The sequence below is a fragment of the Ruegeria sp. AH12 genome (assembly GCF_056541465.1).
Genome location: NZ_JBQFYL010000009.1, coordinates 117,161 through 139,197, shown reverse-complemented (window position 1 = coordinate 139,197; position 22,037 = coordinate 117,161). Strand labels below are relative to the sequence as shown.

At 57.4% G+C, this 22,037-nt stretch carries 21 protein-coding genes and 1 tRNA gene; 10 read left to right on the top strand and 12 right to left on the bottom strand.

Annotated features, from left to right (window positions below):
* Positions 1 to 253: 253 nt before the first annotated feature.
* Positions 254 to 868: a protein-methionine-sulfoxide reductase heme-binding subunit MsrQ gene (gene msrQ, locus ACR0EL_RS14490; protein ID WP_480500638.1), complete on the bottom strand. Its 615-nt coding sequence runs from the start codon at positions 866 to 868 to the stop codon at positions 254 to 256.
* Between the two features lie 4 nt (positions 869 to 872).
* Positions 873 to 1,775, bottom strand: coding sequence for a protein-methionine-sulfoxide reductase catalytic subunit MsrP (gene msrP / locus ACR0EL_RS14485; RefSeq protein WP_480500637.1), 903 nt, complete (start codon positions 1,773 to 1,775; stop codon positions 873 to 875).
* 221 nt (positions 1,776 to 1,996) lie between these two features.
* Here msrP and ACR0EL_RS14480 point away from each other — a divergent pair, with 221 nt between their 5' ends.
* Positions 1,997 to 2,812 (top strand): cyclase family protein, encoded by an 816-nt coding sequence (locus tag ACR0EL_RS14480; protein ID WP_480500636.1) that lies wholly within the window; start codon positions 1,997 to 1,999, stop codon positions 2,810 to 2,812.
* Between the two features lie 154 nt (positions 2,813 to 2,966).
* Entirely contained in the window at positions 2,967 to 3,566 is a 600-nt protein-coding gene (locus ACR0EL_RS14475; RefSeq protein ID WP_480500634.1) for an NAD(P)H-dependent oxidoreductase, read from the top strand.
* A gap of 119 nt (positions 3,567 to 3,685) precedes the next feature.
* On the opposite strand, the gene clpB is transcribed toward ACR0EL_RS14475, so the two are convergent.
* Both clpB and ACR0EL_RS14465 read right to left on the bottom strand, forming a co-directional pair.
* The gene (gene clpB, locus ACR0EL_RS14470; RefSeq protein ID WP_480500633.1) at positions 3,686 to 6,304 is read right to left on the bottom strand and encodes an ATP-dependent chaperone ClpB; all 2,619 of its coding nucleotides are present in this window, start codon (positions 6,302 to 6,304) and stop codon (positions 3,686 to 3,688) included.
* A 123-nt stretch (positions 6,305 to 6,427) separates the two neighbouring features.
* On the bottom strand, positions 6,428 to 6,745 hold the full coding sequence (locus ACR0EL_RS14465; protein WP_480500631.1) for a hypothetical protein: 318 nt from the start codon (positions 6,743 to 6,745) through the stop codon (positions 6,428 to 6,430).
* A gap of 143 nt (positions 6,746 to 6,888) precedes the next feature.
* On the opposite strand from ACR0EL_RS14465, the gene pyrF reads away from it, so the two are divergent.
* Both pyrF and ACR0EL_RS14455 read left to right on the top strand, forming a co-directional pair.
* Positions 6,889 to 7,593, top strand: a complete 705-nt coding sequence (gene pyrF / locus ACR0EL_RS14460) for an orotidine-5'-phosphate decarboxylase (RefSeq protein ID WP_480500630.1) — start codon at positions 6,889 to 6,891, stop codon at positions 7,591 to 7,593.
* Positions 7,594 to 7,943: 350 nt separating this feature from the next.
* Positions 7,944 to 9,197 (top strand): DNA polymerase IV, encoded by a 1,254-nt coding sequence (locus ACR0EL_RS14455; RefSeq protein WP_480500629.1) that lies wholly within the window; start codon positions 7,944 to 7,946, stop codon positions 9,195 to 9,197.
* A gap of 3 nt (positions 9,198 to 9,200) precedes the next feature.
* Here ACR0EL_RS14455 and ACR0EL_RS14450 read toward each other — a convergent pair whose 3' ends face one another.
* The gene (locus tag ACR0EL_RS14450) at positions 9,201 to 10,055 is read right to left on the bottom strand and encodes an N-formylglutamate amidohydrolase (RefSeq protein WP_480500627.1); all 855 of its coding nucleotides are present in this window, start codon (positions 10,053 to 10,055) and stop codon (positions 9,201 to 9,203) included.
* Between the two features lie 149 nt (positions 10,056 to 10,204).
* Between ACR0EL_RS14450 and ACR0EL_RS14445 the strand changes: the two genes are divergently transcribed.
* A tRNA-Val gene (locus ACR0EL_RS14445) sits at positions 10,205 to 10,279 on the top strand.
* Positions 10,280 to 10,367: 88 nt separating this feature from the next.
* Positions 10,368 to 10,493, top strand: coding sequence for a type B 50S ribosomal protein L36 (gene ykgO, locus ACR0EL_RS14440; RefSeq protein WP_008755722.1), 126 nt, complete (start codon positions 10,368 to 10,370; stop codon positions 10,491 to 10,493).
* 79 nt (positions 10,494 to 10,572) lie between these two features.
* On the opposite strand, the gene ACR0EL_RS14435 is transcribed toward ykgO, so the two are convergent.
* Positions 10,573 to 11,067, bottom strand: coding sequence for a GNAT family N-acetyltransferase (locus tag ACR0EL_RS14435; protein WP_480500626.1), 495 nt, complete (start codon positions 11,065 to 11,067; stop codon positions 10,573 to 10,575).
* A 223-nt stretch (positions 11,068 to 11,290) separates the two neighbouring features.
* Between ACR0EL_RS14435 and ACR0EL_RS14430 the strand changes: the two genes are divergently transcribed.
* The 3 genes from ACR0EL_RS14430 (at position 11,291) to ACR0EL_RS14420 (ending at position 13,491) form a co-directional block, all read left to right on the top strand.
* Positions 11,291 to 12,307, top strand: coding sequence for a Fe(3+) ABC transporter substrate-binding protein (locus tag ACR0EL_RS14430; RefSeq protein WP_480500625.1), 1,017 nt, complete (start codon positions 11,291 to 11,293; stop codon positions 12,305 to 12,307).
* Between the two features lie 120 nt (positions 12,308 to 12,427).
* Positions 12,428 to 12,982: a helix-turn-helix domain-containing protein gene (locus ACR0EL_RS14425; protein WP_480500624.1), complete on the top strand. Its 555-nt coding sequence runs from the start codon at positions 12,428 to 12,430 to the stop codon at positions 12,980 to 12,982.
* Positions 12,979 to 13,491: an N-acetyltransferase family protein gene (locus tag ACR0EL_RS14420; RefSeq protein ID WP_480500623.1), complete on the top strand. Its 513-nt coding sequence runs from the start codon at positions 12,979 to 12,981 to the stop codon at positions 13,489 to 13,491. Before ACR0EL_RS14425 ends, ACR0EL_RS14420 begins: the two co-directional genes overlap by 4 nt.
* A gap of 65 nt (positions 13,492 to 13,556) precedes the next feature.
* On the opposite strand, the gene gyrB is transcribed toward ACR0EL_RS14420, so the two are convergent.
* Both gyrB and ACR0EL_RS14410 read right to left on the bottom strand, forming a co-directional pair.
* Positions 13,557 to 15,974 carry a DNA topoisomerase (ATP-hydrolyzing) subunit B gene (gene gyrB, locus ACR0EL_RS14415; RefSeq protein WP_480500621.1) on the bottom strand — a complete coding sequence of 806 codons (2,418 nt, stop codon included), beginning with the start codon at positions 15,972 to 15,974 and terminating at the stop codon, positions 13,557 to 13,559.
* Positions 15,975 to 16,075: 101 nt separating this feature from the next.
* Positions 16,076 to 16,648 carry a TetR/AcrR family transcriptional regulator gene (locus tag ACR0EL_RS14410; RefSeq protein ID WP_480500620.1) on the bottom strand — a complete coding sequence of 191 codons (573 nt, stop codon included), beginning with the start codon at positions 16,646 to 16,648 and terminating at the stop codon, positions 16,076 to 16,078.
* A gap of 100 nt (positions 16,649 to 16,748) precedes the next feature.
* On the opposite strand from ACR0EL_RS14410, the gene ACR0EL_RS14405 reads away from it, so the two are divergent.
* Entirely contained in the window at positions 16,749 to 17,315 is a 567-nt protein-coding gene (locus ACR0EL_RS14405) for a carboxymuconolactone decarboxylase family protein (RefSeq protein WP_480500618.1), read from the top strand.
* On the opposite strand, the gene recF is transcribed toward ACR0EL_RS14405, so the two are convergent.
* The 4 genes from recF to rpsT all read right to left on the bottom strand — a co-directional run bounded on the left by recF (position 17,312) and on the right by rpsT (position 22,035).
* Positions 17,312 to 18,409: a DNA replication/repair protein RecF gene (gene recF / locus ACR0EL_RS14400; RefSeq protein WP_480500616.1), complete on the bottom strand. Its 1,098-nt coding sequence runs from the start codon at positions 18,407 to 18,409 to the stop codon at positions 17,312 to 17,314. The genes ACR0EL_RS14405 and recF overlap by 4 nt on opposite strands.
* A 59-nt stretch (positions 18,410 to 18,468) precedes the next feature.
* A complete protein-coding gene (gene dnaN, locus ACR0EL_RS14395; protein ID WP_480500615.1) occupies positions 18,469 to 19,590 on the bottom strand; it encodes a DNA polymerase III subunit beta in 1,122 nt (373 codons plus the stop codon).
* 227 nt (positions 19,591 to 19,817) lie between these two features.
* Positions 19,818 to 21,215: a chromosomal replication initiator protein DnaA gene (dnaA, locus tag ACR0EL_RS14390; protein WP_480500614.1), complete on the bottom strand. Its 1,398-nt coding sequence runs from the start codon at positions 21,213 to 21,215 to the stop codon at positions 19,818 to 19,820.
* 556 nt (positions 21,216 to 21,771) lie between these two features.
* Positions 21,772 to 22,035, bottom strand: coding sequence for a 30S ribosomal protein S20 (rpsT, locus tag ACR0EL_RS14385; protein ID WP_170463044.1), 264 nt, complete (start codon positions 22,033 to 22,035; stop codon positions 21,772 to 21,774).
* Between the last annotated feature and the right edge of the window lie 2 nt (positions 22,036 to 22,037).

Below are 22,037 nucleotides of genomic sequence, written 5' to 3'. Positions count from 1 at the left end.
CTCCGCCGTCTCCAGCGTCCCAACAACAACCTCAGCGCCGCCGGTGAAGGGGGTTCTAAGCATAACAAACATAAGCCGCAAGCAGAAAATTCAGAAATCCACCAAAAAACTGAAGCAGCCACCTTTATAAAATTAATACAATGACTTAATGAAACTCAAACCAAAGCCAAAAGCACAATACTCAGTGTTTTCTAACCGGGATCAACGCCAAACACGCGTTATGCACGGGGTTACCCACAGACTCAGGTTAAACTCAGGCGGAATCGGCTTGCCGTGTACGAGACAGTAGCCCTGACATCGGCAATCGCAAAACCAAAAGGCCGACAATCACCAGAAGGTAGAGCAGCGGCTCGAGCTGAAAGCCCTTGGCAAGCATGACATAATGCACTCCACCCAATAGGACTGCCGGATAGACCAACTTGTGCAACTTGCGCCAGCGCAGGCCCAATCGGCGTACCGACCAGTTGTTTGACGTCATGGCCAAAGGCAGCAACAGAAGAAACCCCGCCATGCCGACCGTAATATAGGGGCGCTTGATGATGTCGGCCCAAATCTGGCTGGGTAGTTGAACGTCCAACACCAACCAGACCAGCAAATGAAGCGTGACGTAAGCAAAGGCCAAAACCCCGATCGCCCGGCGGAACTTGATCAGGTTCAGACCAAAGTGTTGACGCAAAGGCGTAACGGCCAGACCGAGGATCAGAAGCTGAAGGGCCAGTTCGCCCAACTCATGTTCCAGCGCCTTGATCGGCTCGACCCCCAATCCGCCAGTCAGGGCCAGATACAGAAACCAGGGGGCCGGAAGCGCCCCAAGCGCATAAATCGTCCAGACGGGAATCTTGCGCAATATCTGATTTATTGCCTGCATCTGATCAGTAGAATTCTTTCAGATCCATACCTTCATACAGGCTGGCCACCTCATCCTCATATCCGTTGAACATGAGCGTCGGGATGCGTTTGGAAAATAGCCCGCCACCAATCTGACGTTCCGATCCCTGCGACCAGCGCGGGTGATCCACATTCGGGTTCACGTTGCTGTAAAACCCATATTCACGTGGCGCGGACATGTTCCAGCTGGTGGGCGGTTCATCTTCGGTGAGGGTGATTTTCACAATCGATTTGATGGATTTGAACCCGTATTTCCACGGCACGACCAGTCGCAAAGGCGCGCCGTTCTGGTTTGGAATCGGGCGGTCATAAATGCCCGTCGCCATGATCGTCAGCGGATGCATCGCCTCGTCCAGGCGCAAACCCTCGCGGTAGGGCCAGTCCAATATCGGGAATTGAGTGCCTGGCATTTCATCGGGGCGATAGGCGGTTTCGAACGCCACGTATTTCGCGCCCTCCTGCACACCTGCCATGTTCAACAAATCCGCCAACTCGAACCCATTCCAGGGGATGACCATTGACCAGGCCTCGACACAGCGGAAGCGGTAGATGCGTTCCTCAATGGTCATTTCGGACAGAATGTCCTGGAACGCATATTCGCCGGGACGGTCGACCAGACCATCAATCTGGATGCTCCACGGCTTGGTCACCAGCATATGCGCGTACTTGGCCGGATCGTCCTTGCGGGTCCCGAATTCGTAGAAATTGTTGTAGCTGGTGATCTCTTCCCAAGTATTGGGCTCAAGTGCATCTTGCGCCGCTGCGGGCCGTGCCATCGCGCTCAGCCCAACACCTGCCAACCCGGCCATCAGTTGCCGCCGGTTCAGAAATGCCGCCCGAGGGGTGACATCGGCATGTGTCAAAGTGTTGGTCCAGCGATGCGCCATTTGGGTCTCCGTCCTGTATCAGCGTCATGTGTGACGTAGTGCCCTGATAGCACAGAGCCAAGGAAACAGGCGTCACGATTGAGCGAAGTCGCTGTAACGTTCGCCCTTGCCCGCTCCTCCATTGCATAAGATTCAGGTCAGTTGGTCAGGTTTAGGTATAGTAAGCGAGTCGCAGTCCGATCTGCGGCGAACAACTGAGAATGCTGACAGGGAGACTTCATATGTGTGACATCTGCGTAATGAATGCCGTCAAAGACAAAATGCTGTCGCGGCGAAACTTCTTCAAAGCCACGGCAGCCACAGGCGTGGCCGCAGCTGCAACCGGAGTTGGCGCGCCGGCAGCATTGGCCGCAGGTCATGGCGGGGTTGAGGATATGACCCATACGCTCAGCCCTGAATTCCCAACATGGGGTGGCGAGCCTGGTATCTCGACCGAACAGCCGTTTAACTTTGCAGACAATGGCTTCAATCTGCTCAATCTTACGATCAGTGAACATACCGGGACACATATAGATGCGCCGCTGCATTTCTCGGCGGATGGCACATCAGTCGACGAAATCCCGGTGAGCGATCTGGTAGCGCCCCTCTGCGTGGTAGATATCGCCACACGCGCTGCCGAGGATGCCGACACCCGCGTTACACCGGATGACCTAAAGGCCTGGATCGCCGCGAACGGAGACATTCCGGATGGTGCCTGCGTCGCCATGCATTCTGGATGGGGCAGCAAAACGGCGACGGATGAGTTTCGGAACTTCGATGGCGCGGCACAGCACTATCCCGGCTTCCATGTTGAGGCTGCACAGATGCTGATGGAAGACACCGGCGCGCGGTCAATCGCGGTGGATACACTGTCGCTGGACCATGGCATGTCCGCCGATTTCGCCACTCACTACGCATGGCTGCCTTCGGGCCGGTTCGGGATCGAATGCTTGGCCAACCTTGACCGCGTCCCCGCCGCAGGGGCCACGCTTGTTATCGGCGCGCCAAAACACAAAGGCGGCACGGGAGGGCCCGCGCGGATATTTGCGCTGGTTTGAGGGCGACAACCAAAAATACCACATCAGAGGCTCGCCTTGTCGGAGAGCCTTTGTTGCGCTGACCCACTCAGCAGCCAGTTTTGTGCTTGACCTAAAGGTACCTTGAGCAATCACGGTGCCTGCGGAAGACCAATTTCATCAGAAAGTCCCGTTCATGCACGTGCTGACAGTCGTCGATCATCCAGACCCCAACTCATTTACCGCCGCCGCAGCACAGATGTTCATGGATGGGGCCAATGCAGCCGGTCACACAACTGAATTTGCTGACCTGCATGCCGAGGGCTTCGATCCGCGTTGGTCCATGGCGGACATCGAGGGGGACAATGCATCCGCGCCACTCGCCGATATTAGATCCGAGCAAGCGCGGATCTCGCGCGCGGATGCCATCTGCCTCGCGTTTCCACTTTTTTGGTGGGGGATGCCGTCGATGATGAAAGGTTGGGTTGATCGCGTCTGGTCTTGGGGTTGGGCCTATGATCAATTGGACGATCGCGAAAAGTCGCTACAACGGCCCAGATCAGGGGTCTTGCTGATACCTGCGGGGGCAAGATCCGACGAAATGGAAGACGCCGGATATCTGAACGCGATAGAGACACTTTGGACACAGGGCACCTTTGGGTATTTCGGGTTTTCGCCCCGTAAGCTGGAAATGCTATATGGATCAACAGGATCGAAACAACGTCGCGAAGCGCTACTGGAACAAAGCTATCGCGCTGGACAGACCTTACCTGCACCTCGGCAGATCAAAGCCTGATGGGCTAACAACGATACCTCAAACCCCAGTCGGGCACTAAAGGTCAGGCATTCAAAAGCGTTAGGAGCAATAAAAAAGACCCGCTTACGCAGCGGGTCCTTCTGTTGATTTAGGTTTGATCAATGCACCACTGCATCATCCGGTCTGGGCCGTTCGGATGTGCCCAGCCGATCACCGATGATCAAACCATCGGCTCCGGCTGAGACCGGGACGGTTTCGCCATCCTTGATCTCACCTGCCAGCAACGCCTCGGCCAGCGGATTCTGCAAGGCGCGCTGAATGACACGCTTCAAGGGACGCGCTCCAAAGACTGGGTCATAGCCTTCATCGGCCAGCCATTCTTTTGCGCCATCATCCAATGCCAGTTCGATCTTGCGGGCGGCCAGACGTTTCTGCAGGCGTGCCATCTGGATATCGACGATGCCATCCATGTCGGCCCGCTTGAGCCGGTCAAAGATGATGGTCTCGTCCAGACGGTTCAGGAATTCAGGCCGGAAATGCGCCCGGACTGCGTCCATCACATCCCGCCGCGCCTGCGCGCTGTCGGCCCCTTCTGGCAATTGGCTCAGCGCCTGAGACCCAAGGTTCGACGTCAGGATGATCAGCGTCTGTTTGAAGTCGACGGTGCGCCCCTGACCATCGGTCAGCACGCCATCGTCCAGCACCTGCAGCAGTACGTTAAACACATCCGGGTGTGCCTTTTCGACCTCATCGAACAGCACGACCTGATAGGGCCTGCGCCGCACGGCTTCGGTCAGCACACCGCCTTCGTCATAACCGACATAGCCCGGAGGGGCACCGATCAGACGGGCAACCGCGTGTTTCTCCATGAACTCGGACATGTCGATGCGCACCATCGCGTTGTCGTCGTCGAACAGGAAATTCGCCACGGCCTTGGTCAGCTCGGTCTTACCCACACCGGTCGGGCCGAGGAACAGGAACGAACCCAACGGCCGACCCTCGTCATTCAGGCCCGCACGCGCACGACGCACGGCGTTGGCCACGGCGGTCACCGCCGCATCCTGACCAATCACGCGGGAATGCAGATCGTCTTCCATCCGCAGCAGTTTCTCGCGCTCCCCTTCCAGCATTTTCGAAGTTGGGATACCGGTCCAGCGTTCAACAACGCTGGCGATTTGTTCAGGACGCACCGTTTCCTCGGCCATCATGGCGTTGCTTTCGGCGTTTTCGGCCTCGGTCAGCTTTTTCTCAAGCTCGGGGATGACGCCATAGGACAGCTCACCCGCTTTTGCCAGATTGCCCTCACGCTTGGCGATTTCCAGATCAGCGCGCGCTTTGTCGAGCTGTTCCTTCAGATCACGCGCGCCTGCCAGTTTGTCACGCTCGGCCTGCCATTGAGCCGTCATCTCTGCGGATTGTTCCTGCAGATCGGCAAGATCCTTTTGCAAGGTTTCCAAGCGATCCTTCGAGGCCGCGTCGTCTTCAAGCTTCAGCGCTTCTTCCTCGATCTGCATCTGCAGGATCTGACGGTCCAGCTGATCGAGTTCTTCGGGCTTGGAGTCGACCTCCATCCGCAGACGCGACGCCGCCTCATCGACCAGGTCGATGGCTTTATCGGGCAGGAAGCGGTCTGTGATATAGCGATGCGACAAGGTCGCCGCCGAGACCAGCGCAGAATCGGAAATCCGCACGCCGTGGTGCAGCTCGTACTTTTCCTTGATGCCGCGCAGGATGCTGATCGTGTCCTCGACGGTCGGTTCAGCCACCACAACGGGCTGGAACCGGCGCGCGAGGGCCGCGTCTTTTTCAACGTATTTGCGGTACTCATCCAGCGTGGTCGCACCGATACAATGCAGCTCACCCCGGGCAAGCGCAGGCTTGATCAGGTTGGCGGCGTCCATTGCGCCGTCGGATTTACCGGCACCAACCAGCGTGTGCATCTCGTCGATGAACAGGATGATCTCACCGGCGGCTTCGTTGACTTCGGTCAGAACGGCCTTAAGGCGTTCTTCGAACTCACCGCGATACTTCGCACCGGCGATCAGCGCGCCTATGTCGAGCGCAAGCAGCTTCTTGTCCTTCAGCGATTCCGGCACGTCGCCATTGATGATGCGCAGAGCCATGCCCTCGGCAATCGCAGTTTTACCGACGCCGGGCTCACCGATCAGAACCGGGTTGTTCTTGGTGCGGCGCGACAGAACCTGCATCGAGCGGCGGATTTCCTCATCGCGCCCAATGATCGGGTCAATCTTGCCCTCGGCCGCAGCCTCGGTCAGGTCACGCGCGTATTTCTTGAGCGCGTCATAGCCTTCTTCCGCCGAGGCAGTGTCTGCAGTGCGACCCTTGCGGATGTCGTTGATGGCTTCGTTCAATTTCTGCGCAGATACTGCCCCGGCCTCCAAAGCGTCCTTGGCTTTGGATTTCACCATGCAGAGCGCCATCAACACGCGTTCGACAGGCACAAAACTGTCACTCGCCTTGTTGGCAATCTTGGCAGCCTCGTCCAGAACCTTGGCGGTCTGGCCATCCATGTAAATCTGGCTCGCGTCGCCGCTGACCTTCGGGATTTTCCCCATCGCGGCATCCAGCGCCTCGACCACGCGGTTCGGCGCACCACCTGCGCGTGTGATCAGGTTGCTGGCTAGCCCCTGATCGTCATCCATCAATGCTTTGAGTATGTGTGTGGGCTCCAGCCTCTGGTGCCCCTCGCGCAGTGCAATAGTCTGCGCCGCTTGCACGAATCCACGTGCCCGCTCGGTGAACTTGTTCAAGTCCATGGCATTCTCCTTCTAAAAGCGCCCCGGTATGATGCGCCCGCTTGGCGGCACGCGTCGGTCTGGGCCTCACATTCAATCTGGGAGATATCTTTGCAGGTTCAAGAGGCTGAGCCGCAGAAATCGCTACTCTCGCTGGATTGTATAAACGGTATACCCGCCGGTTTCGGCCACCTGAACAGCCCCGGTTTCATCCACCAACGATTGCGCAGCTGCGCTGCCGGTTGGGCAGGACACAAGATCTGCCGTGTGATCAAGGAAATCGATGGTAAACGCGGTCTCTCCGGTCAACTGGCACCAGTCATCTTCTGACCGATATGCACCCACCAGGCGAAGGTCTTCATTTGTGGGTGCAGGGGCCGCCCCGACCTCTGGCGCATCGGGCGGGGTTTCATCACATGCCGCCAGCGCAACAAGCACACTCAGCAAAACCAGTTTCTTCATATTCTGTCCCTTACATTGAATTCGCGTGTTCTATGCCGGACAGGTTAGCACAGAATGAAACCCGGCGCGCCCGGCATCACAGATAGACAGCTGCGTCCGAAACCGTTAGGACGCAGACGTTTGCCAAAAAGGAGCGCCCAACCATGTCCGATGATCGTCTGATCGTAGCCCTTGATGTTCCGAACGCCCTGCAGGGGCTGGCCATGGCCGAAAGGCTGGGCGACAGCGTGTCTTTTTATAAGATCGGATTGGGTATGCTGACCGGTGGCGGGCTGGCTTTGGCCAATGAGCTGAAACAGGATCACGGAAAGCGCGTCTTTCTGGACATGAAGCTGTTCGACATCGGCAACACCGTCGAAAACGCAGTGCGGGGGCTGGCGCAGTTCGATCTAGACTTCCTGACTGTTCATGGCGACCCGCATGTGGTGCGCGCAGCAAAGGAGGGGGCCTCGGGCAAGGACCTGAAGATTTTGGCTGTGACCATCCTAACCTCGCTGAACCGCGATGATCTGGATGCCAGCCTGCTGAAAGAGGGTGACGTGCAGGAGCTGGTCGTCGAACGCGCGGCCAAGGCATTGGAGGCCGGGGCGGATGGTGTTATCGCCAGCCCGCAAGAGGCCGCCCTGATCCGCGCCTTGCCGCAGGCCGAAGACCGCCTCATCGTCACTCCCGGCGTGCGACCTGCAGGGGCTGCCTTGGGTGATCAAAAGCGGGTTGCCACACCGGCCAGCGCAATTGGGGATGGGGCCGATCATATCGTTGTCGGGCGCCCAATCTACCAGTCAGACGACCCAAAAGCTGCCGCACAAGCTGTGCTTAACGAATTAAATTCTTTGACACGTCACTAGGCGCCTTTGGGAATCAAATCCAATTTTGCGTCACAATTCCGTTCATTAACTTGACCTTACGTCAATTCTTGGGCGCTTCGGCCGAACTCACGCTGTTGTCCAAAATACACACAGCCCACCGCAAGTTTTGGGCCTGACGGCTAGAAACTATCTAAATATTGCGATTTCGGTGAGTCTTAGGGGTGTAATACTCCCCAACGAACCATTTCTTCCTGAGGTTCGTTACCTCCCCCCGCTTAAGCGCGGGGGGTCTTCTTTTCAAAATCAAGGTGAGTTGTGAGCCCTTTGATCACCCTCAATCGGTGATATAAAGAACACCTGATCCATTCGCGGAACGCCCGAGGACACGTATGCCCGGTCTTTGCCGAGATTGCCTGACCACAGTTAATAATGAAACGCGTTGCCCCTCTTGCGGCAGCCCGCGTATCACGTCGCATCCGGAGTTATTTGGCCTGTCTATCGCACACATGGATTGCGATGCTTTCTATGCCTCGGTCGAAAAGCGCGACAATCCGGAACTTGCGGATAAACCTGTCATCATCGGCGGCGGCAAACGGGGCGTGGTGTCGACCGCATGTTACGTGGCGCGTATCCGGGGCGTGCGCTCGGCGATGCCGATGTTCAAGGCCCTGCAACTCTGTCCCGACGCGGAGGTGATCCGCCCGCGTATGTCGGTCTATGTCCAAGTATCGCGCGAAATTCGCAAGATGATGGACGAATTGACGCCGGTTGTGGAACCCTTGTCTTTGGACGAGGCATTCATGGACCTGTCCGGCACAGAGCGCCTGCATGGCGCGCCACCCGCGGTTATGCTGGCACGACTTGTCAAACGCATGAAGGATGAACTGGGCCTGACAGGGTCTATCGGATTGAGCCACAATAAATTTCTGGCCAAGGTCGCCTCTGACCTCGACAAACCGCGCGGGTTTGCAGTGATCGGAAAAGCCGAGACAGCCGAGTTTCTGCATGACAAACCTGTGCGTCTGATCTGGGGCATCGGGCCGGCAGCACAGGAATCGCTGGAACGCGCTGGTATTCGCAGCTTTTCCGATTTGTTGCGCTGGGATCAAGAAGCGTTGACGGCCCGGTTTGGTTCGATGGGGTATCGCCTGTGGCATCTGGCACGAGGTCAGGACAAGCGGCGCGTATCGGCCCATGAGCCAATGAAATCGATCAGTAACGAAACCACTTTTTTTGAAGATACAGCCAGCATCGATATTCTGGACGGGCATATCTGGCGCATGGCGTTGAAAGTGTCTGACCGAGCCAAAGCAAAGGATTTGGCCGGGCGGGTCGTGACACTGAAACTCAAGAAAGCCAACCACAAGATCATAACCCGTCGGGTCTCGCTGCGCGATCCAACCCAGATCGCAGACCGCATTTACCGCACCGCGCGCGGTCTGTTTGATCAGGTCGGGGATGAGGGGCCCTATCGGCTGCTGGGTTGTGGGCTTTCAGATCTGTGCCCAGCAGATCAGGCTGACATTTCAGGCGATTTGCTGGACCCCGATGCGACACGACGATCGCAGGCCGAGCGCGCAACTGACAAAATTCGTGAACGCTTTGGCACCGACGCCATCGTCAAGGGCCGCGCCCTGCGCTGAGGTCTATTCGGCCGCTAGCCGCTGAGGTCGTGCGCCGATACTTGCAATCTCCGCAATGACCTGACGCAGTAGTTTGCTGAAAGCCATAAAGTTTGTGTTGGGGGCGATCTTGTCCTCGTCCATATAAAGCGCGCGATCAATCTCGATCTGGATGGCATGCTGCTGGCGACCAGGCCGACCATAGGTCTGAGTAACATAAGCACCAGCAAAGGGCGCGTTACGCGCCACGTTCAGACCCACTGCAGCAAAGGCGGCTTCAATCTGATCAACGACCTGGCCAGAAGCAGACGCGCCAAATCGATCGCCCAGAACAATCTCGGGCCGAGTCCCTTGCGCTGCCCCGGCGATGGCCTCATGTGGCATGGAATGACAATCGATCAGGATAGCCTGCCCGAACATTTCATGCGACTCGGCCAACAGAGATTTCAGCCGCGCGTGATAAGGCCGCCAATAGGTATCTATGCGCAATCGCGCCTCATCCATGGTCAGCTTGCCCCGATAAATGGCCCGACCATTGGCCACGACGCGGGGAATCACCCCCAGTCCCGACGCGACGCGTGGATTGTGCCCCTGGCGGCGCGCGCCGCTGATCAATGCGGGATCAAGTTCCTCTGCGCTGCGGTTCAGATCCAGATAGGCACGTGGCATAGCGGCGCGGATCAACGGCGCGCCAAATTCGGAGGCCGGCGTAAACAGTTGATCTACAAAGGCATCCTCAGACGATCTAATCGCCTTTGGGCTTAGAACCGAACGGTCCAGCAGCGCCTGCGGATAGTCCCGCCCGCTATGAGGCGACGAAAACACCACACTCGAACTACGGTTCTCGGGCATGTCCAGTATAAAGGCTGCGTTCGCCATAGCCCCTCCATTGCTGTTGCTCAACATAGACCGGAAATTTGTTCTACCAAACCCCTTGAACCCCTGAACGACTCCTTTTATAGACCCCGCTACCGGCGCGGTGATCCGCGCCCCATTTCGTTATGGGGTAGGCATCGTGACGGGAACGTGGGCGGTTAGCTCAGCGGTAGAGCACTTCGTTGACATCGAAGGGGTCACAAGTTCGATCCTTGTACCGCCCACCATCGTTTCACTGTTCCGGTTTCCGGGACCCCGAGTAACCCAGGCGCTGGCCACGTCTTTGATGAAGGCGCCGCAGATTGGAGACAGACCATGAAGGTCAAGAACTCGCTCCGCTCGCTCAAGAACCGGCACCGCGATTGCCGGATTGTGCGTCGCAAAGGCCGCGTCTACGTGATCAACAAGACGCAGCGCAAGTTCAAAGCACGCCAGGGCTAAGAACTGCACTTATAGATTTAGAAGAAACCGCGCCGTTGAGCGCGGTTTCTTTGTTTTGAGACGCCAACTGCTGCCTGAACTATTCATCCAATCCGGTCGCCATCTGTTTCTCAAAGCGCCACACTTCCAATGGGAACGCGCCTTCCGAGGTGTCCAAGCTGACAACCTGCCGCCCGGCTTTGGTCCAACCTGACTTTTCGTAGAGTCGACTTGCGCGTTCGTTGCCCATTGCGCAGGCCAGCCAAGCCATTTTGTGACCGGCAGCCTTGATCCGGCTTTCGGCGTCTTTAATAAGCGCTTGAGCGACACCTGAACTCCGCGCCTGCTGTGACACGTACATCTGATAAAGCTCGTCCTCTTTTGTCGTACAGAACCCAAGCAGTTTGGAACCGTCGACAGCAATCCGGGTATCCAGAAGGTTCTCCATCGTGCGCTCGAAAAAACTATCTTTAGTACGCAGTGCACGAAGGCGGGAAGGCACGATATCAGCATGCGCGTCATGCCAGCCGGTTTCCCAGATCATTGCGATCTGCACAGCCATTTCTTTGGTGGCGTTCTCCAGGCGGTAGGTCATTTCTGAAATCTACACCCGAGACACTGCATCGCAAACAGCTCTCTAAGGTCTGTGCCCATCTCCTGAGAATCCCCGACAGGTTAACTAATAATCTGAAGGGTCGAATCCGCGACCATGTGACCAACTATTTTAGTCGGATTTTCTTGCATCTTACCCAGAATCGTTTAATTGACAATTTCAGTCGGATTATGATCCGCCAAGAATTTCAATGTTGGGAGACACTATGCTGAAATCCTCGACCTGTATCGCCGCAGCCACGACAGCGCTGATTGCCACCTCCGCCGCTGCAGACGGTGAACTGAACCTTTATTCGTCGCGCCACTACGACACCGATGAACGTCTCTATTCAGACTTCGAAGAAGCGACAGGCATCAAGATCAACCGCATCGAAGGCAAGGCCGACGAACTGATCGCGCGGATGGAAGCCGAAGGCGCAAACTCGCCAGCAGACATCCTGCTGACTGTTGACACATCGCGCCTGGAACGTGCCAAGAATGCGGGTGTTCTGCAATCGATTGACAGCGCAGTTCTAGAAGAGCGTATCCCGTCGAACCTGCAAGACAGTGACAACCAGTGGTTCGGCTTCTCGCAGCGTGCACGCATCCTGTTCTATGACAAGAATGACGTCAGCGAACCGCCGCAAACCTATGCCGATCTGGCCGACCCAAAATACAAGGGTCAGGTCTGCATCCGTTCCGGCACCAACGTGTACAGTCAGACCATTCTGGCCGCGATCATTGAGCACGCCGGTGCTGATGCCGCAAAAGACTGGGCCGAAGGCGTTGTCTCCAACTTCGCGCGCGATCCGCAGGGCGGGGATACCGACCAGCTGCGCGGGATCGTTTCAGGTGAGTGTGACATCGCGATGTCCAACACCTACTACTTCGCCCGTGCCATTCGCAAAGACGTGGATGGTGTATCCGCCGAGCGTGACATGATCGGCTGGGTCTTCCCAGACCAGGACGGCAATGGCGCGCATATGAACCTCTCCGGTGGTGGTGTTGCGGCAAACGCTCCGAACAAGGAAAACGCCATCATGTTCCTTGAGTATCTGGCAAGCGATCAGGCGCAGCAGTATTTCTCGGCCGGGAACGACGAATATCCGGCAGTTGAAGGCGTTGCCATTTCGGCTTCGGTTTCAGAACTGGGTGACTTCAAGGGTGACGGAGTTGACCTGTCTGCCGTTGCGAAGAACGTACCAGAAGCACAGAAGATCTTTAACGAAGTCGGTTGGAAGTAAACCAACTGATCTCTGGTAGATTGCAATGGGCGCAGATTTTTCTGCGCCCTTTTTTCGTTGCCATGTCTATATATATCTGCAATTATTCTCATTATCGAGAATATTTCTACTATATGGACAATGCTGGATTCCCTCTCAACCCGCCTGGCAACCCGACTAAGTGAGCTACGCCAAGGCCGTGGCTGGTCATTGGATCAACTGGCCGGACACAGCGGCATCAGCCGGGCAACCCTGTCGCGCATGGAAAAGGGTGACGTCAGCCCTACGGCTGAAAACCTAGGCCGTCTATGCAACGCCTACGGCCTGCCCATGTCGCGCTTGCTGATGATGGTCGAAGACAGTTTCGACCCCAAGGTTCCACTTGAAAGGCAAACAGAGTGGAGCGATCCGGAAACCGGCTATACGCGCCGATCCGTCTCACCGCCGTCCGCTGGGCTGAGTGGCGAAGTGCTGGAGTGCCACCTGCCACGCGACACCGTGATCCGCTATGAAGCTCCGTCAAAACCAGGTCAGGAACATCATCTGATCGTGTTGGACGGAGTGATGACGCTCACGGTGGATGGCATCACGCACGAGCTGAGCGGCGGGGATTGCCTGCGCTATCATCTGTCTGGCCCGACGCGATTTGAAACCACGGCAGCGCGCGGCGCGCGCTATATTCTGGTACTGATATGATCACACGACTCTCGGACGACTATTTCGATGACGCAGTCGATGACCTTTCCGATATTCTGCACGCCTGTGTCCATACCGGAGCGAGCATCGGATTCGTTCTACCCTTCTCGATGGAAGACGCGCGCAGCTATTGGCACAATCGAGTGCGGCCGGACCTACACGCGCTGGACCTGTTTGTCGCTTACGATGCTGGCCGTATTTTGGGTACGGTACAACTGATCCCGGCCAACATGCCAAATCAGCCGCATCGTGCCGATGTCGCCAAGCTCCTCGTTCACCCGAGCGCCAGACGGCGCGGGTTGGCACGCGCATTGATGGACACGCTCATGGACCGATCGCGCGAACTTGGCCGTACCCTCTTGGTTCTGGACACACGCAGCACCGACCCATCGAAACTGCTCTACCAGAGCATAGGTTTTCAGATTGCCGGGGAAATCCCGAACTATTGCCGCAACCCGTTCGAACCCACGCTGGAGCCCACCACCTATATGTACAAAGACCTAAGATAGCGCACCGCTTCGGGTTCAATCAACGCGGGCCAGGGGGCAGAAACCGATCCTGCCCACACGACGCCTTAGAAATCCAGGTTTTCCACACTCAAAGCGTTCTGCTGGATGAACTCACGGCGGGGCTCAACCACGTCGCCCATCAGCTTAGTAAACAGATCATCCGCTTCGACCATGTCATCCACACGCACCTGCAACAGCGTCCGGGCGTCCGGGTCCAGTGTGGTTTCCCACAGCTGATCAGGGTTCATCTCTCCCAGACCCTTATAGCGTTGCAGCGATAGACCCTTTTCGCCCTCTTCCAGAATGGCCCGCAGCAAGTCCAGCGGGCCATGGATGTCCTGACTGCGATCGCGGCGGACTAACGTGGCGGGGGTGTTATAAATCTCCTGCAGGCTTTGCGTGAAACTGCCGGTCTTGCGCGCCTCGCCCGAGCGTAGCATGGGGCCATCCAGCGTGCGAACTTCTTCCACGCCGCGTAGGATACGTGCCAGGCGGATGCCGTGATCCTGTGTGATGCGACCTTGCCAACCGCGTTCGTATTCCAGAGCGATCAGGTCAAGACGCGCGGCCACCTTGTCGGCGACGCCTTGCAGGTCGGCATCAACGGCGCCCGGCACAAAGGCCCCGGCCACGGCGGCTTGCTCCAGAATGTGACGTGGGTAGTGGGTCGGAAAGGCGTCCAGCACACGTTTCAACTGACGGGCTTCGTCAACGACCCGGGTCAGGTCCTGGCCGATGATCTCTTCACCCGAGCCGAGTTTCAGAACAGCACCCTCGACCCCCTGATGGATCAGATAATCATCCAGCGCGGCTTGATCTTTCAGGTAAACCTCTGACTTCCCACGTGAAACCTTATAGAGCGGTGGTTGCGCAATGTAGAGGTACCCGCCCTCGATCAGTTCTGGCATCTGGCGGTAGAAGAAAGTCAGCAGCAGGGTACGGATATGCGCGCCATCGACGTCCGCATCGGTCATAATGACGATCTTGTGGTAGCGCAGCTTTTCGATATTGAACTCATCGCGGCCAATGCCGGTGCCCAACGCCATCACGAGGTTCCCGATCTCTTGGCTCGACAGCATCCGGTCAAACCGCGCGCGTTCGACGTTCAGGATTTTCCCGCGCAGGGGCAGAACGGCCTGAGTCAGACGGTCCCGGCCCGTCTGAGCGGACCCACCAGCCGAGTCACCCTCGACGAGGAAGACTTCGGTCTTGGACGGGTCTTTCTCGGAACAGTCTTTCAGCTTCCCGGCCAGATAGTTCACATCCATCGCCGTCTTGCGGCGGGTCAATTCGCGCGCTTTTCGGGCGGCTTCGCGGGCCAATGCGGCCTCGATGATCTTGCCGACGATCCCCTTGGCCTCATTCGGGTTTTCCTCGAACCACTCGGCCAGCTTTTCGTTCATCAAGCCCTCAACCGCAGGTCGTACTTCGGACGAAACCAGCTTGTCTTTGGTCTGGGACGAGAATTTCGGGTCGGGCACTTTGACCGACAGCACACAGGTCAGACCTTCGCGCGCATCGTCGCCGGTAAAGCTGACCTTTTCCTTCTTCGCAATCCCGCTGGATTGCGCATAGTTATTGATCGTCCGGGTCAGAGCGCCTCGGAAACCGGCCACGTGGGTTCCACCGTCCCGCTGAGGGATGTTGTTGGTAAAAGGCAGAACCGTCTCGTGATAGCTGTCATTCCACCACATCGCGATTTCGACACCGATATCGTCTCGCTCACCCTTGATGTAAATCGGCTCCGGCATCGCCGGGGATTTTGAACGGTCGAGGTATTTGACGAATTCCTTGACGCCACCCTCATAGAATAGCTCGGTCTCCAGCCGTTCGGCAGGGCGTTCGTCGATCAGGATGATCCGCACGCCCGAGTTCAGGAAGGCCAGCTCACGCAGGCGCTTCTCCAGCGTCTCAAACGAGTATTCGAGGTTCGAGAACGTATCGGTCGAGGCCAGAAAGCGCACCTCGGTCCCGGTGCGGTCACCGCATTCCTGAACCACCTTCAGGTGCTCCGCCGTCTCACCACCTTCAAAGCGCGCTACGTGTTCCTTGCCGTTGCGCCAGACGCGCAGCTCCAACCAATCGGACAGCGCATTCACAACCGAAACGCCCACACCGTGCAGACCGCCCGACACCTTATATGAGTTGCTGTCGAACTTACCGCCCGCGTGCAGCTGGGTCATGATGACCTCGGCCGCCGAGACGCCCTCTTCGGGGTGAATATCCACCGGAATCCCACGACCGTTGTCACTGACCGAGACGCTGGAATCGGCGTGAATTTTCACAGTCACATGGTCGGCATGACCGGCCAAAGCCTCATCAATTCCGTTGTCCACGACCTCGTACACCATATGGTGCAGACCCGAGCCATCGTCTGTGTCACCGATATACATGCCGGGACGTTTGCGAACCGCCTCTAAGCCTTTGAGAACTTTAATGGAATCTGCGCCGTATTCCTGGGGTGCCTGTGCGTCTTCGGACATGCCGTTAGTACCTATATTATTTTGGTAACTTATACGTTTTCTGGTGGGGAATGTCACGCGCTCCCCCAAGATTTTGTGGTTGAGAACCGAATTATCTGCGATCAAAGCCGATCGAGGTCTGTGGCGATATCAGCGGCAATTTCGGCGGCGTTGACGTTGTCCCGTTCGGCCGTCAATCGCAGGCCCAAAAGATCGGACTGATAGCGCGCAGCAAGGCGTTCGGGATCGCGATCTGAGCTTATCTCTCCGGCCTTCTGGGCGCGGCGGAACAGGTCTGCAAAACAGGATTTCATAGCGATCATGTGCGCGCCTGCCTGACCGGCCAAATCGTGATCCTTTGCCTGCAACTCGGCATAGGTCTTGGCCAGCATACAAGCTTTGGTCGGCAGGTCAGAGGCTGCAATCACGCGATAGGGCTGCGCCTTGAGTGCCCCGAGCGGCCCCAGCTCCTCAGCCAAGGCCAGCATACTGGCAACCCCGTCCTGGGCGTAGCGCTCCAGCGCCAGCGCATAGAGGGCATCTTTCGAACCAAACGCCGCATAGAAACTGCCCGGCTTCAGCTTCAACTCGCGCTCAAGGTCCTTCAGCGACGTCCCTGCCCAGCCGTGACGCCAGAAGATATCACGTGCCTGCGCGATCAGCGCGTCTCGGTCATATGCGGGTTTGCGTGGCAATGGATCACCAATTCTTGAGTGCTTGCTCAAATATATACTTGAGTGATCACTCAAGAAACCCTAAATACGACTCATCGCGCCAGAAATCAGGAGTTTTGACATGGCCAACTTCCCGTCTCACGACCTCGAATCCGCCCCTGAAGGGTCCAAACCGCTGTTGGAGAAATCGCAAGCCGCCTTTGGCCGCCTGCCCGGTCTGCACAAGGTGATGGCGGAAAGCCCGCAACACCTGGAAGGCTATCAGGCTCTGCACGGTCTCTTCCTGCAAACCGATTTCGACAATGATGAGAAAACCGTGGTTTGGCAGACCATCAACGTTGAAAACGAATGCCACTACTGTGTCCCCGCCCATACCGGCATCGCCAAGATGATGAAGGTCTCGGACGAAATCACCGATGCTCTGCGCAACGAAACCCCGCTGCCGACTGCCAAGCTGGAGGCCCTGCGGACTTTCACCCTGCAGGTGATGGAAACCCGCGGCAACCCGACCGAAGAACAGCTGCAGGCGTTCTTTGACGCAGGTTACTCGCACCGCGCCGTTCTGGATGTTGTTCTGGGTCTGGCGCAGAAAACCATGTCGAACTACATCAACCACATGGCCAAAACTCCGGTCGATCAGGTCATGCGCGGCTTCTTGTGGGAACGCAAAGTCAGCGAACCGGCCTAAGCCGACACGACCGAGCCCTCATCGCCTTCGGTAACAACCAGCGTTTGGGCCCGGTCGCCCAACTCCGCAAAGAGCTCAGGCCCGGTGCCCGTCATCCAGGCCTGAGCGCCCAGCGCACAGATCTCATCATAGAGCGCCGAGCGCCGCCCGGCATCCAGATGCGCAGCCACCTCATCCAGTAACACAATCGGCGGCGCGCCAACCATCCCCGCCAGCGCCCGTGCGTTTGATAGGATCAGGGACACCAGCAGCGCTTTCTGCTCACCCGTGGAACAATCCTTGGCCGGAACCCCTTTGGCAGCGAACACCCCGTATAGATCCGAGCGATGCGGCCCGACCAGAGTCCGCCCTGCCGCAAGATCGCGGAAACGGCTTTCGCCCAGCGCCTCGCGCAGATCATCCGCTGTCTCGGGCATCGCGCCTTCCGTTTGAATCAATTCCAAGTCGGCTGAAGGAAACGCCGTTTCGGCCTGATCCTGCGCCGCACGCAAATGATCCAATGCGGCAAGACGCGCCGCATGTATCCGATACCCTGTCTCAGCCATCTGACCTTCCAAAGCCGTGTACCAATGGGCATCCCGGACTTGATCTTTCAGCAGCCGGTTCCGCTCACGCATGGCTTTCTCATAGGTCAGCGACGCCTCGGCATGCGCGGGATCAAAGCTCAGCGCGATGCGGTCCAGAAACCGCCGCCGCCCTTCGGCTCCTTCGATCCACAGCCGATCCATCGACGGGATCAACCACACCACGCGCGCGAGCTTGCCCAGATCAATCTGACTGGAAGCCTTATCATCAATGCGAACCTGGCGCGCCGCGCCGCCTTCGGACCATGTCTCGATCTCATACCGCCCGCCCTGCGCACTCAGCAGGCCGGACAGTTTCCAGCCCAAGGCCTCGGGTCGCCGGGTCATCTCCGCCGCACTGGCCCGCCGCATCCCGCGACCGGGCGAAAACAGAGACACCGCTTCCAGAATATTGGTCTTCCCGGCCCCGTTCGGCCCATGGATGGCAACCGGACGCCCATCCAAAGACAAACGCGCCAACTTATGAGACCGAAAATGCGAGACCGTAAGCTCGGTCAGGGCCAATCCCATGACCCCTCCCTTCTTCTGTTCAAAAATACCTCCGCCGGAGGCATTGCGCGCCAGCGCGATCAGACGCGCATCGGCATGACAACATAAACCGCGCTCTGGTCATTGCCTTCGCGCATTAGGGTCGGGTCGCCCGCCGAATTGAACATGAACACCGCGTTTTCACGATCGACCTGAGACGCGATCTCCAGCAGGTATTTCGCGTTGAATCCGATTTCCAAGCGCTCATCGCCATAAGCAACGGCCAGTTCTTCCTCAGCCGCACCACTATCAGGCGCATTGACCGACAGTATCAGTTTGTCCCCGTCCAGCTGCAGCTTCACCGCGCGTGACCGCTCGGACGAGACTGTCGCCACGCGATCTACGGCCTGCGCAAATTCGGCTGCGTCCACCTCAAGCTTGCGGGTGTTCCCTTGCGGAATAACGCGTGTGTAGTCGGGGAAGGTGCCATCAATCACTTTTGAGGTCAGAGTGATATCGGGTGTTGCAAATCGGACTTTGGTTTCGCTGACTGAAACTGCGATATCCATCTCGTCATCTTCCAGCAGCTTGCGCAGCTCGCCCACCGTTTTGCGGGGCACAATCACGCCCGGCAAATCCGCAGCGCCATCGGGCAGATCCGCATCAATACGCGCCAGACGGTGGCCATCGGTGGCCACACAGCGCAGCACTTTGCCACCCTCAGCCCCATCCGCCACATGCATATAGACACCGTTCAGATAATACCGGGTCTCTTCTGTCGAAATGGCAAACTTCGATTTATCGAACAGCCGGCGCAGCAGGGCCGCCGACGCGGTAAAGTTTGACGCGTATTCCGACGAGGCCATCACCGGAAAATCTTCTTTCGGCAAGGTCGCCAGCGAGAAATTCGACCGCCCGGCCTCAACCGTCAAACGACCTGCGGCACTGTCGGCTGTCAAAGTAACCAACGCACCATCAGGCAGTTTGCGCACAATTTCATGCAGCGTTGTCGCAGCCACCGTCGTCGCACCAGCCTTCTCGACCTGAGCGAGGGCTTTGTCGACAACCTCGATATCCAGATCGGTGGCACGGAACTGAACCTGATCCCCTTCGGCCTCGATCAGCACATTGGCCAGTATCGGGATTGTATTCCGGCGTTCGACAACAGATTGGGCCTGTGAAACGGCCTTGAGAAGGGTGCCGCGTTCGATGCTGATCTTCATACCCTTAATTCCTCTGACTTGCGTGCCGAAATGGGCGGGACTGGCACGTTAGCGGTTCCACCCTGAGGCACAAGGATTTTTTACGGATTTCTGGGTTGGAAAACCCGTTCGGTCAAGGGGCGCGTGCGCCGCCGGGTACAGTTCAAGCGCGACCGTGGATAATACCGCACAAGAAAACGCCCCGGACATCACATCCGAGGCATCGTTGACAGGTTATGCCTTAGACCTCAGGCTTCCAGCGCGCGGCGCAGCATTTCAACGTCTTCTGCGATCTGGCCATCGGTGACTCTCAATTCTTCGATCCGCTTCACACCATGCATGACCGTGGTGTGGTCGCGCCCTCCAAACCGGCGCCCGATTTCGGGCAAGGATCGGCTGGTCAGTTGCTTGCACAGATACATCGCCACCTGACGCGGGCGCGCGTAAGAGCGCAGACGTTTGGGGCCAATGATGTCCGACAAACGGATGTTATAGTAGTCGGACACTTTGCGTTGAATCTCTTCGACCGTGATTTTGCGTTCCGAGGCGCGCAGCACGTCGGCCAGACAATCCTGAGTCAGTTCCATGTCGATCTCACGCCCGACCAGCGAGGCGAAGGCGAACAGACGGGTCAGAGCGCCTTCTAGAACGCGCACATTGGTCGAAATACGATGCGCCAGGAATTCAAGCACCCCATCCGCAATCACCAGATCAGGATAAGTGCTGATATGCTGATGAACCTTGTTCTGAAGGATGCCCAGACGCAGTTCGTAATCGGTCGGGTGTAGATCAACAACCAATCCACATTGCAGGCGCGATTTCACGCGGTCTTCCAGATCCTTGATCTCACCCGGGGCGCGGTCAGCCGAGATGATGATCTGCTTGTTCTGATCCACCAGCGCATTGAAGGTATGAAAGAACTCTTCCTGAGTGGAATCCTTGCCCGCAATGAACTGCACGTCATCAACCATCAGCACATCGACCGAGCGGAACAGGTGTTTGAAATCCATCATCCGGCGTTCGCGCAGGGCCTGTACAAAACGGTACATGAATTGCTCTGCCGACAGGTAAAGAACATTCAACTCAGGGTGCTTGGTTTTCAACTCCCATGCGATGGCGTGCATCAGGTGGGTCTTACCCAGACCAACGCCCCCATACAGAACCAGCGGGTTGAATGTGACGGGACCGCCCTCTGACACGCGGCGAGCAGCGGCATGAGCCAGCTCGTTGGGCTTGCCCACCACGAAACTGTCAAAGGTGAAACGCGGATCAAGCGGCGCGGCTTGCATCGAATCCAACGCCTCTTGCGCCGCCTCTGAGCGCGGTGCTACAGGCGCGGCGGCAGTCTCAGCTGCTGCCTCTTCGGCCACTGGTTTCGCAACCGGATTCGGGCGCGCCGGGGTGTTGGCAGCAACGCGGAAATCCAAACGCTGAACAGACTCTCCCGAGGTATTCAGCTCGTACAATATCAGGTCGGCAAAATTCTGACTGACATAGTTGCCCATGAAATTGGTCGGTGCAGAAAACACCGCGACACCATCTTGCAACTCTTCAAACGTCAGAGGTTCAATCCAGGTCGTGTAGTTGTTCCGGCCAATTACCTTAATCAACTTGTTACGCAGTAGTCCCCATTTCTCTTGTGTCATTCAGCGCCTCACGCATCCCATTCTTTATTGGCCTGTCGGCCTTATTCATACTGAACCGGTTTCCCGGTTTAGGGATCCACCACGCATAGGGATACGGTGCGCCGAACGCGATAGTTCGGCGAGTTGATCACCTGCATGCGACCGTGCTCTGGTTCAGAAGACTGGCAAAAAACAGCCTTCCGGCGAACCGGGTCAAAAGTCGCGCACACATTTTTTAGACAGAGCCAGAACCATCGGTAAGCCTAAGGTCCGTAGCAAATCGGCAGCCCGGCCAAGGCCGGTCAACGACGCCAGATCCGCAATCATCCTGATGCCCGTCAGTCCGATCGTGGAAACAGCCTGTCCCCCCAAGCGAGTGAATCGCTGAATCAGTGGTAGCAAGATGGCATGGGGCGCGGCAACGAAACTCTGATATTGACTCGGCACTTTGGCCGAAAGAATCTCTCGGTTTCGTGAGGGCGCGGCATTCCGGCAACAGGAAAAAAGGCGCCGCACTTAGCGACGCCTTTGAAATTGGTTCAGCCTTTCTGACATGACCTAACGTCATGCAGCAAGTTTAACCCAGTGCTTTGACGCGCGCTGACAGGCGCGACATTTTACGGGATGCGGTGTTCTTGTGGAAGACACCTTTGGTGACGCCGCGCATCAACTCGGGCTGCGCCGCGCGCAGGGCTGCGGTGGCTGCGTCTTTGTCACCGGATTCGATTGCTTCTTCGACTTTGCGCAGATAGGTACGGATGCGCGAACGGCGCGCTTTGTTTACGGCGAAACGCTTTTCGTTCTGACGCGCGCGCTTCTTTGCCTGGGGCGAGTTAGCCATGT